This is a genomic window from Vibrio sp. CyArs1 (assembly GCF_022432925.1).
Classification (GTDB): Bacteria; Pseudomonadota; Gammaproteobacteria; order Enterobacterales; family Vibrionaceae; genus Vibrio; species Vibrio mediterranei.
This window is the reverse complement of sequence record NZ_JAKRBO010000011.1, coordinates 1-13,802: the sequence shown is the minus strand read 5'-3', so window position 1 is coordinate 13,802 and position 13,802 is coordinate 1. Positions and strand designations below refer to the sequence as shown.

12 protein-coding genes and 1 riboswitch are annotated in these 13,802 nt (G+C 43.1%); of the genes, 8 read left to right on the top strand and 4 right to left on the bottom strand.

Annotation, left to right across the window (positions count from 1 at the left end; genetic code table 11):
• Window positions 1–505 precede the first annotated feature (505 nt).
• Complete coding sequence (gene yihA, locus MMA19_RS22855; RefSeq protein WP_031493055.1) at window positions 506–1,165, bottom strand: ribosome biogenesis GTP-binding protein YihA/YsxC; 660 nt, start codon at window positions 1,163–1,165, stop codon at window positions 506–508.
• Between the two features lie 195 nt (window positions 1,166–1,360).
• Between yihA and MMA19_RS22850 the strand changes: the two genes are divergently transcribed.
• From MMA19_RS22850 to dinF, 3 genes are all read left to right on the top strand, one after another.
• Window positions 1,361–1,978 carry a c-type cytochrome gene (locus MMA19_RS22850; RefSeq protein ID WP_031493056.1) on the top strand — a complete coding sequence of 206 codons (618 nt, stop codon included), beginning with the start codon at window positions 1,361–1,363 and terminating at the stop codon, window positions 1,976–1,978.
• Window positions 1,979–2,729: 751 nt separating this feature from the next.
• Entirely contained in the window at window positions 2,730–3,542 is an 813-nt protein-coding gene (locus tag MMA19_RS22845; RefSeq protein ID WP_038165398.1) for a class I SAM-dependent methyltransferase, read from the top strand.
• A 95-nt stretch (window positions 3,543–3,637) separates the two neighbouring features.
• The gene (gene dinF / locus MMA19_RS22840) at window positions 3,638–4,984 is read left to right on the top strand and encodes an MATE family efflux transporter DinF (RefSeq protein ID WP_240207311.1); all 1,347 of its coding nucleotides are present in this window, start codon (window positions 3,638–3,640) and stop codon (window positions 4,982–4,984) included.
• A 45-nt stretch (window positions 4,985–5,029) separates the two neighbouring features.
• Here the strand turns inward: dinF and sthA are convergent, their stop codons facing one another.
• Window positions 5,030–6,430, bottom strand: a complete 1,401-nt coding sequence (gene sthA, locus MMA19_RS22835; protein WP_038228742.1) for a Si-specific NAD(P)(+) transhydrogenase — start codon at window positions 6,428–6,430, stop codon at window positions 5,030–5,032.
• 395 nt (window positions 6,431–6,825) lie between these two features.
• Between sthA and fabR the strand changes: the two genes are divergently transcribed.
• Window positions 6,826–7,467, top strand: a complete 642-nt coding sequence (fabR, locus tag MMA19_RS22830; RefSeq protein ID WP_006075522.1) for an HTH-type transcriptional repressor FabR — start codon at window positions 6,826–6,828, stop codon at window positions 7,465–7,467.
• Window positions 7,467–7,838: a YijD family membrane protein gene (locus MMA19_RS22825; protein ID WP_006075523.1), complete on the top strand. Its 372-nt coding sequence runs from the start codon at window positions 7,467–7,469 to the stop codon at window positions 7,836–7,838. Before fabR ends, MMA19_RS22825 begins: the two co-directional genes overlap by 1 nt.
• A gap of 71 nt (window positions 7,839–7,909) precedes the next feature.
• Here the strand turns inward: MMA19_RS22825 and trmA are convergent, their stop codons facing one another.
• Window positions 7,910–9,019, bottom strand: coding sequence for a tRNA (uridine(54)-C5)-methyltransferase TrmA (gene trmA / locus MMA19_RS22820; protein WP_031493059.1), 1,110 nt, complete (start codon window positions 9,017–9,019; stop codon window positions 7,910–7,912).
• A gap of 154 nt (window positions 9,020–9,173) precedes the next feature.
• Window positions 9,174–9,384, top strand: a riboswitch (cobalamin riboswitch).
• Between the two features lie 51 nt (window positions 9,385–9,435).
• Between trmA and MMA19_RS22815 the strand changes: the two genes are divergently transcribed.
• The 3 genes from MMA19_RS22815 (at window position 9,436) to murI (ending at window position 12,879) form a co-directional block, all read left to right on the top strand.
• Window positions 9,436–11,286: a TonB-dependent receptor gene (locus MMA19_RS22815; RefSeq protein ID WP_124940504.1), complete on the top strand. Its 1,851-nt coding sequence runs from the start codon at window positions 9,436–9,438 to the stop codon at window positions 11,284–11,286.
• A gap of 50 nt (window positions 11,287–11,336) precedes the next feature.
• Window positions 11,337–12,008, top strand: coding sequence for an ATPase (locus MMA19_RS22810; RefSeq protein WP_240207309.1), 672 nt, complete (start codon window positions 11,337–11,339; stop codon window positions 12,006–12,008).
• A gap of 70 nt (window positions 12,009–12,078) precedes the next feature.
• Window positions 12,079–12,879 (top strand): glutamate racemase, encoded by an 801-nt coding sequence (gene murI, locus MMA19_RS22805; protein WP_240207307.1) that lies wholly within the window; start codon window positions 12,079–12,081, stop codon window positions 12,877–12,879.
• Here the strand turns inward: murI and MMA19_RS22800 are convergent.
• Entirely contained in the window at window positions 12,833–13,288 is a 456-nt protein-coding gene (locus MMA19_RS22800; protein ID WP_006075693.1) for an RNA-binding protein, read from the bottom strand. The genes murI and MMA19_RS22800 overlap by 47 nt on opposite strands.
• Window positions 13,289–13,802: the final 514 nt, after the last annotated feature.

Below are 13,802 nucleotides of genomic sequence, written 5' to 3'. Positions count from 1 at the left end.
GGTTTCATTTTCTGATCAGTTGTTGTACATTAGAACGCGTAGGGTACAGAGGTAAGATGTTCTATCTTTCAGACCTTTTGTTTCACGTTATTGGATTAGGCTGATTCAGCCGCCCCAGTCAGTATTTGACTGGGGCGTTTTTTCTTGTGGCAAAGAAAATTTCCCTACCGCATCATCTCTTAGACACCTTGTCATTTTTCTTCTGTTTTGACGCCCATTTACCATCCAGTTTGTAATTTAACGACCTTCACAGTATTGATAATTTACACATAGAACTAAGCCATATTTAGATGTTTATAATTCAGGTGTAACTATCTGAAAGGTAAAGATTAAGGTGGGTTTTGTTACGAGAGGGATTTGGAGTGGTAGAGAAGACTAGCTCACATTTTGCGTGGTAGGCAATTGAATTATCAACGGACTTGATAGATTCTTTTTGCAAACAATAACTAAATCTTCTCTCTCCCATTGCCCTGCCAGGATGGCGGGGCGTTTTGTTTCTGAAGGCTTACTCTTCGATATCGTCGTTGATATCGTCTTCTAACATTTCAAATGCTGGAGCAAACCAAGTATCAAGTTTGCTGCGCAGTTGGTCGACACCAATTCCTTTCAAAGAAGAGAACGCATCTACTTGAACATCGCCACCAAAGGCCAGTGCAGCTTCACGAATTTTAAGCACTTGCGCTTTACGAGCACCACTCTTTAGTTTGTCTGCTTTAGTCAGTAGCACTTGTACTGGAATATGAGATTCTACCGCCCATTGAATAAGCTGTTGGTCGAGATCTTTCATTGGGTGTCTGATGTCCATTAGGACCACAAGACCTTTTAAACATTTGCGCTTCTGTAAGTACTCTCCCAGTGACTTTTGCCATTTCTTTTTCATTTCTAGGGGTACTTGAGCAAAGCCGTATCCTGGTAAGTCAACGATATGACAACCTTCATCAACCTTAAATAAGTTAATAAGTTGAGTACGGCCTGGAGTTTTACTGGTTTTAGCCAGAGCTCTTTGGTTCGTTAGACGGTTTAGTGAACTCGATTTACCTGCATTGGAGCGTCCTGCAAACGCGATTTCGATTCCTTCATCTTCTGGCAAGTGACGAATATCAGGTGCACTTGTTATGAAATGCGTGTTTTGATAATGAATTTTTACGCTCACTGTTAACTCCATCTCGACTTTGTGTAGTCGATTGATTACTTTTTTGTGAAATTGTGTAAAATAACCGTGCTCGGCATATGGCCACACATTGTACCATGAACGGTATTAATTGCCCGTGTTACCTCACTTTGTCCTTTTGGCACCATTCTGTTGGGTTTCGCGAGGCGTGTAGTGGTACTGGAAGCTTGATAATTATAATGGAATGTCATGAAAAAATTAGCGCTAATCTTGAGTCTTGTAGTCAGCTGCTCAGTATGGGCCCAAGGCGATATTGAAGCTGGTAAAGCAAAATCCCAAACCTGTGTTGCGTGTCACGGAGCTGATGGTAACAGTCAGTTAACCATGTACCCTAGCATTGCTGGTCAACACGCCAAATATATTGAAAAACAACTAAAAGATCTGAAACTCGGTATGACGAGTAGTGGTAAACAAGGTCGTTACGATCCTGTGATGAGTGGTATGGCTATGCCGCTATCTGAGCAAGATATGGCGGATCTTGCTGCGTATTACTCTTCAATGCCTCTAGCACCAAATAGTACCCCTGAGAATGTCGTTGACCAAGGTAAAGTACTTTACATGGCTGGTGATGCAGAACGTGGTATTACGGCTTGTATTGCTTGTCACGGCCCTCGTGGTAACGGTACAGAACTTTCTGGTTTCCCTAAAATTTCTGGTCAACACGCTGAATATGTTAAAGCTCAGTTAGAGAAATTCCGCAGTGGTGACCGTGCTAACGATATGAACGCTATGATGCGTGATATCGCTAAGAAGCTGAATGATGACGATATCGACACCCTATCTAAGTATGTAGGTGGTCTTCACTAATCCAATTCAACGTTGCAACAACTTAGCAGCCCAACAATAGTTTCTTTACGCCAAACCGAGCGAACAATGCCCCTTCGAATGAAGGGGCATTGTTGTTTTTGGTGACTTATCTCACTAGTTGCTCGTTAAGCGTGTTGCTCTCATTGTTCTACTTGGCTGATGAGGTTGTGAGATATTTGCCATACTTGCTGTCACTAAATTGCCAATAACTACATTTAAGTATTTGAAATTAATATTTTTTATTCATTCTTCTGTAAAGGCAACATGAAAAAAGAGCTCTGCAGGTTGTTTTCAATCCTCGCTCGGGTAAATTGTTCCTTGTCGACAGGAAGTAGACACAGGGATTTCAGACCAAGATGGTTTTCAAGGATGTCTAACTAGGAAGGTTAAAAGAAACACAACGGATTGGCTTGTACTAGGAGTACAGGCGGATAAGGATGGTCAACTTTTCTCAGGATGAGAACTTAAACGGACAGGGTTTAGGAAGAACTCGCGCAAATGGCTTTGCTAGGGAACGCGAAAACGCATCAGGATGATGACAAACAAGAATTAGCAGTGGAAGCACAAATAACAAACGGATATTTGTGAAGCATCAAAAGATGCTAACAGTTTCGCCGTATGGCGATAGAAAGCGACAGGTCTTCCTGTCGCTTTTTTTACGTCTGCTCACAAGATAAATGACATTAGTTATCATTTGTCTTGTGAAGTTAATTGATATCGATTATCATTTTCACTCTTTCGGAGGTGGGAAATGAAAAATCAAACGAGTCGTGAGTCAGAGCATTTTGATGTGCCAACTAAGTTGCTTCGACCTCTTTGGTTTCGAAGTCGCGAAAGCCTATTAGATGATGGCATTATTTATGACCCTATAGCAGCTCATGCCTGCCGTCGTTGTCATCTCGCTCCCGATTGCCTCACCGGTAATGTAGATCAGAGTCAGCTTCTCCATGCTACTCTGACACAAATTTGTGATCTTCAAGTAAAACGCTTTCTCGAAACCAACCCTGATGGCTGGGTTATCAACGTTGGAGCTCGGCTCGATACCCGATTCTATCGCCTTGATAATGGTCGTTGTCATTGGGTTGAAGTGGATACCAATGAACACCTTGTTTGGCGACAACGATTGTTCCATAAAAGTGAACGCTATCAATTAAGGTGCGGATCTATTGATGATATGAGCTGGCTACAATCTTTATCGGTTCCAAATGACAGACCTGTACTAGTGGTTTGTGAGCAAGCACTACTTGAAAGAAGAGAAAACCGCATTGCACACTTTATCCAATCGATCGGTTGCTATTTTCAACATGCTCAGGCGTGTGTGGTGTTGGCCGGTGATTTGACGACCTCGCGGTTGGGTAAAAGGATGGGAGGCGAGCGTTATCAACATGGTCTGCGCCGCCCAACTCAGAAATTGCTGAATTGGTTGCCGTGGATTCATAAAGTGTCACTCCTTTCACCCATCGACCAACATTGTCAGCGCTGGTCTAAGTGGCAACGTATTATCGCCAAGCTGCCACTCTATAAGCATCGATTAACACCGAACGTGATCAATATTGAATGGTAGGAGTAGGAACCTAAGGTCAATTAACGCTACTATAGTCCCAACTATTTTTTAACCACCACCATAGTTTCTATGGTGGTGTTGTTTTTGGGGTCTGCGTGTTTCGACAATATTTCTCTACTCTGTCTAATATTGAACTTCATCGCCGTGTCTTGCTATTAGCCATTCCCATGGTGCTTTCGAATATTACCGTGCCGCTTCTGGGGTTAGTGGATGCCGCAGTTATTGGTCATTTAGAGCATTCTTGGTATCTCGGAGGCGTGGCACTCGGTAGCACGATGATCAGTGTGACCTTTTGGTTACTCGGCTTTCTTAGAATGTCGACAACTGGGCTGACAGCTCAATCTTTTGGTGCTCAGGATAATCGGCAGCTCGCCTTAGTATTTTTGCAGGGAACACTGATGGCGTTGGGCTTTGCGTTGGCATTTTTATTGCTGCACAGCGTCATCGCCGACCTTGTCTTCTCATTGAGTAGTGCTAGTGAGGATGTGAAATACTATGGTCACCAGTATTTTTCGATCCGTGCTTGGAGTGCGCCTGCGTCACTACTCAACTTTGTACTACTGGGTTGGTTACTGGGTACACAAAATGCCAAAGCACCGATGTGGATGGTAATCATCACCAATGTAGTCAATATTGTGCTTGATGTTCTATTTGTCATCTGCTTGGGCTGGAAAGTCGAAGGGGCGGCGTTAGCATCTGTGATCGCCGATTACTCGGGTTGTGCTTTCGGACTTTGGTGCGTATGGCGTACTTGGAGTCATCGTCAGTTGCCTGCTATACGCTCATTGCTGTCCGGTGTCGCAAGTGATATTGGTCGTTTTGTAAAACTGAACCGAGATATTTTCTTACGCTCTCTTTGCCTACAAGCGACGTTTAGCTTTATGACCTTCCAAGGTGCGGCTTTTGGTGATGACATTGTGGCTGCTAACGCTGTGTTGATGAGCTTTTTAATGATCATCTCTTATGGCATGGATGGTTTTGCTTATGCGATGGAAGCCATGGTCGGTAAGGCGATCGGTGCAAAGAGTCGAACGGCGCTAATCGAGTCGCTGCTTGCTACCTTCTTCTGGAGTTTGATTATTTGTAGTGGTCTGACGGTGGTCTTTATGGCGTGGGGCAGTAATTTGATCGGTTTAATTACCAGTATTCCCGATGTCCAACAACAAGCGATGGTGTTCTTACCTTGGTTGATTGCTATGCCTTTGGTGTCGATGTGGTGTTTCTTGTTTGATGGCATCTTTATTGGGGCCACCAAAGGTCGAGATATGAGAAACAGCATGTTTGTTGCGACCTGTAGCTTCTTTGCCATTTTCTATATAACAAGTGGAATGGGTAACCATGCACTTTGGTTAGCCATGCTGAGTTTTATGGGAATAAGAGGCTTTGGGTTAGCCATGATCTTTTTGCATCAATGGCGCAGCAAAACCTTCCTCGAAGCATAAAAAGGGCGGCTATCAAGCCGCCTTTTTTTATACTTTCGTTAAACACTAGAATAAGCGATTCAAACCATTAAGCGCCGCTACGCGGTAGGCTTCAGCCATGGTTGGATAGTTAAAGGTAGTGTTAACAAAGTACTCGATGGTATTTGCTTCGCCTTTTTGCTCCATTATCGCTTGGCCGATGTGGATGATTTCCGCAGCACGCTCACCGAAACAGTGGATACCTAAGATTTCTTTGGTTTCGCGATGGAACAAAATCTTCAAGCTTCCTACGTCTTTGCCAGCAATCTGAGCTCGAGCAAGATGTTTAAACGATGAACGCCCTACTTCGTAAGGGACTTTTGCTTCGGTAAGTTCTTGCTCTGTTTTACCGACTGAACTGATTTCTGGAATGGTGTAGATACCTGTTGGAATGTCTTCAATCAGTTTACCGTCTGCTTCACCTTGCGTGATGGCTTGGGCGACGAAACGGCCTTGGTCATAAGCTGCACTTGCCAAGCTAGGGTAACCAATCACATCACCCACGGCATACACGTGGTCAACGTCGGTTTGATAGTTACTATCGACTTTCAGTTGCCCACGAGAATCAGCACTCAGGCCCACTGCAGATAAGTTCAACGCGTCAGTATTACCCGTTCGGCCATTTGCATACAGTAAGCAGTCAGCGCGCATTTTCTTCCCTGAGTTCAGATGAATGATGACGCCGTCTTCGGTCCCTTCTATTTTGGCGTAGGTTTCATCATTACGAATCATCATGCCGCTGTTCCAGAAGTGGTACGACAGTGAGTCAGACATTTCATTATCTAAAAATGCAAGCAGACGCTCGCGAGTATTGATAAGGTCTGTTTTGACATCTAAGCCACGGAAGATCGAGGCGTATTCACAACCAATAACCCCCGCACCGTAAATAATGATGTGCCTTGGGTCATGTTCTAGTGACAATATAGAGTCGCTGTCGTAGATACGAGGATGGGTAAAGTCAACATCGTCTGGGCGATAAGGTCTAGAGCCTGTCGCGATAACAAATTTATCGGCCGTGTAGGTATCGACGGTGCCGTCGGTTTTCGTGACTTCCAGAGTATTTGAATCGACGAAGCGAGCCGTGCCAAACAGTAACGTACACTCATTTCGGTCATAGAACCCTTGGCGCAGTCGAGTTTGCTTATCTATCACGGTTTTGGCATGACCAAGAATATTAGAGAAGGTAGAGTGGAGGCTGGTGTTATTGCCACAGAACAGTGGGTTGCTGTTGAACTCGATAATACGGCTGACCGCATGTCTGAGTGCCTTTGATGGGATAGTGCCCCAGTGAGTACATCCACCACCAACGCTGCTTTCTTTTTCTATGATGGCAACGTTCAGTCCTGCTTTAGTCAGTCCCATAGCAGCACCTTCACCACCGGGTCCACTTCCTATCACGATGGCATCAAAATGTTTGGAGCGACTCATAGTGTATATCCTCGTTGTACCTAACTGCATCACGCAAAAGACCTCCAGTTAGGCTTGCCTATTTAGGCACAACAGCAGGCATTGCGGCGTTAACATTGCTTAAATTCTTGTTAGCGAGATTCTAACGGATTATTAACCTTGGTAAACCAAGTTGCCGTGATAGGGTGTGAAAGATCACGAGATTTGTCTTAAGTTGCCATACCTTACGTGGTTTAGCCTTTGTAAGCTGCCAATTTTATAGAATATGTTGAGTTGCAAAGTGAAGTGAGACTTACAAAGTGTTTTATTAAAAATCCTATTGCATAGGCTTATACAAACAGGCTATTCGCGCTATATTACCAGCACTCCCTCAATTACCGTATGAATGGTAGTCAACAAGTAAACCTAGGTAAAACATGAAATCAATGGGTATCCGTGCACAACAAAAAGAGAAAACGCGTCGTTCATTGATCGATGCTGCTTTTAGCCAGTTAAGTGCTGATCGCAGCTTTTCAAATTTGAGTTTACGCGAAGTGGCACGAGAGGCTGGTATTGCACCAACGTCCTTTTATCGTCACTTCAAAGACATGGATGAATTGGGACTCACCATGGTAGATGAAGGAGGCTTGTTGCTGAGACAATTGATGCGACAAGCGCGCCAACGTATTGTCAAAGAAGGCAGTGTGATTCGTACTTCGGTTGAAACCTTTATGGAGTTCATTGAAAGTAGTCCTAACGTTTTTCGCTTATTGTTGCGAGAGCGTTCGGGTACATCATTTGACTTTCGAGCCGCAGTCGCTCGTGAGATCCAGCATTTTTCAGCAGAATTAACCGAATACCTTGTGAGCACGGGCATGGACCGTGATGAAGCGATCGCTCAAGCTGAAGCTTCGGTTATCTTGGTATTCAGTTCTGGTGCTGAAGCCCTCGATCTTAATAAGAAAGAAAGATATGAACTGGCAGAGAGGTTAATTGTCCAACTTAGGATAGTTGCCAAAGGCGCACACTGGTATCGCAAAGAACGTGAAAGAAACCGTCAAAAAGAAGGGTTGAACTAATGTCCAATGAAGTATCCTCCGAAAGCCGTAATAGCGGTAAGAAAACTCTAGTGCTAGCGCTGATTGCTGGTATGTGTGGTAATGCAATGTTGTCTTGGCTAACTGTTAGCGAAGTTGCATTCTCTATTTTTCCTCTGATAGCTCTTGTTCTATCTGTTCAAGCGCTATATCAAGAGTACCTAAAGAACCCAATTCCAGAAGACTTCCCGATGGTAGGTTTGGCTGCGTTTTTTGTTGGCGCATTTGGTCATTCGGCTTTCACTAAGGCCCAGTATCCAGATGCCGGCTCTAACTTCTTCGCGATCATCGTTGTATTGGTTCTACTGTTCTGGATTGGTAAGAAACTTGGCTACATTATGAAAGAAGCCTAATAGGCATTATTAATGTCCGCGAATAAAAAACGAGCCGCTTGGGCTCGTTTTTTTGTTTACGCTGTGGCGGATTACGCTTTACGTTCTAACAACACACCGGCTTCGATGTGATGAGTAAACGGGAACTGATCGAATAGCGCAAATCGAGTAATAGTGTGAGTTTCACTTAGTACATCTAAATTGTCTTTCAGTGTTTCTGGGTTGCACGAAATATACAGAATACGTTGGTAACCTTGCACCATTTTACATGTATCAATATCCATACCTGCGCGCGGTGGGTCGACAAAAATCGTGTTGCAGTTATAGCTTTTCAAATCGACATTCTGTTGCTGTAGACGGCGAAATTCACGCTTTCCTTCCATCGCTTCAGTGAATTCTTCAGCAGACATTCGAATAATTTGTACATTATCAATCTTGTTTTCAGCGATATTGAATTGTGCCGAGTCAACTGAAGGCTTGGCTAACTCTGTCGCGAGAACGCGTTCAAAGTTTTGCGCCAATGCAAGTGAAAAGTTGCCATTACCGCAGTAAAGCTCCAACAAGTCACCTTTGCTTTCTTGGGTACAGTCCACCGCCCATTCCAGCATTTTCTGAGCCACGGGACCATTTGGCTGAGTGAAGCTATTCTCTACTTGTTGGTAATGGTATGGCTGACCATTTACATGCAAGGTTTCTAGCACATAGTCTTGGTCTAAGACGATTTTCATTTTACGAGCACGGCCAATGAGGTTGAGTTTGAACCCCTCATCATTAAGGCGTTGCTTAAGGGCTTTTGCTTCTGCTTTCCAAGCATCATCTAATTGACGGTGATACAGCAACGAAACCAGAATTTCACCACTGAGTGTAGAGAGAAAGTCTACTTGGAATAGTTTCTTGCGCAGAACGTCATTACCTTTCATTGCATCCATAAGCAATGGCATCAAATCGTTGATGAGGCGGCTTGCTGCTGGAAATTGGTCAACGCGATACTTTTCACGAGTTTCTTGATTGAACATGATGTAATACATGTCCTCTCCTTCGTGCCAAACGCGGAATTCTGCACGCATGCGATAGTGCTTCTCTGGAGAAGTAAATACTTCGAGTTCAGGAGCAGAATAAGGCGCCATCATATCGATCAATCGTTGAGATTTTTCGTCGAGCTGAATTTGGTAGCCTTCTGGTGTGAAGTCGAGATTTGCCATTGTGGTTGCCTATCGTCGGTAATGAGTTTTTAAAAGGAGGGCAGATTTTATTCAATCTCCCGTCGTTGTCCAGTTTTTCCCAGAATTGTCTCTCAATATGGCTGGATATCTATAGCTTAGTTCAATCTGTTATAGACAAATTACCATGTTGTTAATACCATTCCGCCTAGCTGGTGTGAGAATGACAAAGGAATCTCACTGAAAAGGGAATCTGGTGTAAATCCAGAACTGACGCGCAGCGGTAAAAGAGAACGACCCCTCAAATGACACTGTACGAGTTACGGGAAGTCGAGGCAGTAGGTTTAGGTTCACTGTGATCCTTACGCTCTTGAGTCCGAATACCTGCCAGCAGCCAAGCTTCGTTAACCAACAACGCTAGCTTGGTAGGACTTACGCGATTTAGGACAACATAACAAATGAACAAATCATTTTTGGCGATAGCAGTGGCTGCATCGCTCTCTTCTTATGCTTCTTTTTCACTGGCAGAAGCAACAAACCCAAGTGAACAAAGCAAACTCGCAAATGAAACCATGGTCGTGACAGCGAACCGTGTTGAACAGCAACTGAAAGATGTTCTTGCTCCAATTGAAGTTGTTGATCGTGAGCAAATTGACGCTATTCAAGCTAAATCAGTTTCTGAGATATTACGACGTTTACCTGGCGTACAGATCGCAAACCAAGGTGGCATTGGTCAAAATGCCGAACTGTATATTCGAGGTCGCTCTAGTAAGAACACTTTGGTATTAATCAACGGTGTTCGAATTGGGAGTGCAACAACAGGTGCTGCGAATCTGTCAGCCATTCCTCTTGATGGTGTGCAACGTATCGAAATTATCCGTGGTGCCCGTGCTGCGGTATATGGTTCTGATGCCGTAAGCGGTGTGGTTAATATTATCACCACTAATAAAAATGGCTCTCCAAGTAGAGTTAAAGCTGGAGCGGGAAGCTTTGGAAGTTACAACCTTGGTGGAACATTATCGTTAGGTGATGCGGAGAATGGATGGCTCAATCTGACAGCCACTCATCAGTCTAGTAATGGCTACAATGTCCAGCCGACCAGCACTAATCCAATAGATGCGGATGACGATGGCTATACCAGTCAATATCTAGTCCTCGATATGGGTAAACGATTGGATCAAAACTGGCAACTAAAGGCCAATGGTTATTACCAAAAACATAATACTGAATTTGATAACCCTTGGACTGGTGTAGATAAGTCAGATAGTGACTTGTACAGTTTTAGTGTTGCTGGTGACTATATGCGTAATAACTTTGATTCTTCGCTGACACTGACGACGAATCAAGATAAAGCGAAATCTTATGGTCAAGGAGAGCCAGAAGGGACTATTTCGACCAATCGCGTTGCAGTGAATTGGAATAACAACGTAAAAATCAATGATGAATTGAGTTTCTTGGGCGGCATTGATTGGTACAAAGATAAAGTTGATAACACAACTAAAGCTATGACTAAAGACACTCGAGACAATGGAGCCGTCTTCTTAGGTGCACTCTACAATCAAGAACGCTTATCACTAGAAGCTAATGTTCGACATGATGACAATAGTGCCTATGGAAACTACACCACTTACCAGTTAGGTGGTGGTGTGAATGTCACAGAGCAATTAAAGGTTGTAGCCATGCATGGAACAGCATTTAAGGCACCTACTTTTAATGAACTGTATTGGCCTAAAGAGTGTGGTCCATGGGGCTGTTATGAAGGTAATCCAAATCTGGTCCCTGAAGAGTCAGCTACCTCTGAAATTGCTTTAGAGGGTGAGTTTGCTTTATTAGGATTTAGATTAGGCGCTTATCGCAGTAATGTGGATAAGATGATTGCCAGTAATGGTTCAACGAATGTCAATATAAACAAAGCTAAGATTGAAGGTATTGAACTAGTAACTCGTTTTGATACCGGAGCGATTGAGCATGAGGTGTCGTACGACTATCTAGATGCTAAAGATGAAAGCACAGGTAAGGACTTAGTAAGACGAGCTCGCAATAGCGGGAAGTGGAATGCCTCATATAATATTGCCTCTTGGAGATTCGAGCTAAGCTACCTATATCAAGGGAAACGCTATAATGATGCAGCCAATACTCAAGTATTAGACCCTTATTCGTTAGTTGATATTGCCGGCACCTACTACTTTGATAACGGCCTAAGTCTAGGTGCGAAAGTTGGCAACTTATTCGATGAAGAGTATGAAACGGTGAGTGGCTATAAAACACCAGAACGTAATTACTACGTGAATGCCATGTATCAGTTCTAATAGCAAACAGCGCCTCCAATTAAGAGGCGCTTTTTAATAGGTAGTCCTAAATGAAAAACATCATCATCAGTTGGTCATCTGGCAAAGATTCAACCCTTACATTCGAACGACTAATGGAATCTACAGATTATAATGTCGTTGGTCTTTACACTACTCATGTCAAAGGCGAGGTTCCATTTCAAGTAACCCCATTAGAAGTCGTTCAATTGCAAGCAGATAGGTTAGGGATGCCATTGGTAACGATAGAGCTACCAGAAGTTTTCCCACCTAACGATGTTTACCAAGCGCTCGTTATTGAGGGGGTAAAATCTTCTGGCTTAGCAGTAGATGGGATAGCATTTGGTGACATGTTCTGTAATGGAATTGTTGAATATAGAAAAAGCTATGTCGAACCAGCGGGGCTAGAAGCGGTTTTTCCTTTGGTTGGTGAAAGTAGCGCAAAGCTTGCACAGGAGATTATTGCCAGAGGGATTGAGACAGTGTTGGTTACCGTCGATAGAAATGTGCTTTCGGAAATATTCTGTGGGAAAGTTTATACCGACGAGCTTATTCAAGAATTACCTAATAACGTTGACCCTTGTGGAGAAGATGGGGAATTCCATACCTTAGTCTGTAACTCGAGGTATTTTAGTCACCCTATTTCCATTCAACAGATTAAAATTGAGACAGCGCCGAGATTCAGTCATCTAAGATACAGCGTTGAGTCAGAACTTCGCGGATAAGTTTACCGATAATAGGGTTATGAGTATTATGTTGGCGAACAGGTTAGTAGTGAGCGTGATACGTTAATCAATGAATCGAAAAAATATACTAATATTTGACTCTGGTGTGGGTGGACTTTCTGTATTTAAAGAAATAGTCCAACGCTTACCTCAAGAAAACTATATCTATCTATTCGACAATGAGGCTTATCCCTACGGTGAATTGGCACCGGAAACACTAGTAAACCGCACCTGTACATTGATACAACAAATGATGCGGCGCAAAGCGGTCGATATTGTTGTTATTGCTTGCAATACGGCCAGTACTATTGTGCTCCCTCATTTAAGAAAACGAATAGACATTCCTGTGGTTGGCGTCGTCCCTGCCATTAAGCCAGCTTCACTACTCTCTAAAACAGCAGTTGGCTTGATTGCTACACCAGCAACGATTACTCGCCAATATACTCATGACTTAATTCGTAACTTTGCTACTGATAAAGAAGTAAAGCTGATAGGTGATAGCCGATTAGTTGAAATGGCAGAGCAAAAGCTGAGGAATGAGCAGGTCGACCTTCAAGAGTTGGAACTCATACTTTCTCCGATTAAAGGAAAAATTGATGTAGCAGTATTAGGCTGTACCCACTTTCCTCTTATTAAGGAAGAAATAGCATTGGTATTGGGAGACTGTGTTGAATTAGTTGATTCAGGAGCCGCAATTGCAAGAAGAGTTGAAAGTCTATTGGAGATAAAAGAGGCATCTTTGGGACAAGGAGCCATGGAGGCGTTTAGTAGTGCTCCTCCTTTTGAAGAAGAAGCACTAAATAAAACATTACGACAACTCTGTTTTACTCCTGTTCAGTTGTTGCCGATTCAGGGTGCTTCGGATCATTAGCAATACGCACTTTCAAAGTACGTTGCATATAATCCTTTTCATTTAGAGCTTTGATTGCCGCTTTTGCATCGGAGCTCGCCATCACAACAAAACCAAACCCACGTCGTTTACCTGTGCGTTTATCCTTCATTAACCTAACGGCAAATACCTCACCATGCTCAGCAAAGAGCTCCTTTACGTGAGATTCATTTGCTTTATAAGGAAGATTGCCGACGTAGAGAGTTTTGGTCGACTTTGTAGTTTCTGCAGATGGTGTTGGTGAAGCAGTAGAAAACTTAACAACAAAAAAGGTGGCTACTACACCGATGACAAAAGCAACAGCTGGTGGTACGTCAGCGAATTGAGAAAATACAATACCGCCTAATATAGCAATCGCTACTACCAGAAAAAGAGATTTATTGGAGTCCATATTAAAGTACTACTTTTTTATTTACGAATAATGGCATCTATCGTTAACAAATAGATATAAGAATATTACGTAGTTGAGTGTGATTTTTCCAATTAATTGGTGTGATGTATTTCAAATGTTGAATTTTTATCGAAAAAACACCGTATCGATGGCTTTTTGTGCGAGCGAAAAATAAATTCAAAAAAACACTTGTCATAGTTTGAGTGATCTCTATAATGCCGCCTCACCGACACGGAGTGAGACGAAAGTCACAAAGCGGAGCCGGTTGAGAGAGAAAAGAAAGTTTGAAAAAAACGCTTGACTCTCAAAACGGGAAGCGTAAGATACGCACCCCTAACGACGAGACGCGAAGCGGCTTGAGAGTTAGAAAATGTTCTTTAAAAATATAGACCTATCAATCTGTGTGGGCACTCGTTGATGATAATCAAATTAGAAATTTCGGTTTCAAATTAGGTTTTCAATGAACTGAGTGACCAATCAAGTCGAAAGACTTGGCACAGTCAATTCATTATCG

What these genes read in the sequence shown, in the direction of transcription:
- yihA (WP_031493055.1), bottom strand. Translation starts at nt 1,165, where the DNA reads ATGGAGTTAACAGTGAGCGTAAAAATTCATTATCAAAACACGCATTTC.
- MMA19_RS22850 (WP_031493056.1), top strand. Translation starts at nt 1,361, where the DNA reads ATGAAAAAATTAGCGCTAATCTTGAGTCTTGTAGTCAGCTGCTCAGTA.
- MMA19_RS22845 (WP_038165398.1), top strand. Translation starts at nt 2,730, where the DNA reads ATGAAAAATCAAACGAGTCGTGAGTCAGAGCATTTTGATGTGCCAACT.
- sthA (WP_038228742.1), bottom strand. Translation starts at nt 6,430, where the DNA reads ATGAGTCGCTCCAAACATTTTGATGCCATCGTGATAGGAAGTGGACCC.
- fabR (WP_006075522.1), top strand. Translation starts at nt 6,826, where the DNA reads ATGAAATCAATGGGTATCCGTGCACAACAAAAAGAGAAAACGCGTCGT.
- MMA19_RS22825 (WP_006075523.1), top strand. Translation starts at nt 7,467, where the DNA reads ATGTCCAATGAAGTATCCTCCGAAAGCCGTAATAGCGGTAAGAAAACT.
- trmA (WP_031493059.1), bottom strand. Translation starts at nt 9,019, where the DNA reads ATGGCAAATCTCGACTTCACACCAGAAGGCTACCAAATTCAGCTCGAC.
- MMA19_RS22815 (WP_124940504.1), top strand. Translation starts at nt 9,436, where the DNA reads ATGAACAAATCATTTTTGGCGATAGCAGTGGCTGCATCGCTCTCTTCT.
- MMA19_RS22810 (WP_240207309.1), top strand. Translation starts at nt 11,337, where the DNA reads ATGAAAAACATCATCATCAGTTGGTCATCTGGCAAAGATTCAACCCTT.
- murI (WP_240207307.1), top strand. Translation starts at nt 12,079, where the DNA reads ATGAATCGAAAAAATATACTAATATTTGACTCTGGTGTGGGTGGACTT.
- MMA19_RS22800 (WP_006075693.1), bottom strand. Translation starts at nt 13,288, where the DNA reads ATGGACTCCAATAAATCTCTTTTTCTGGTAGTAGCGATTGCTATATTA.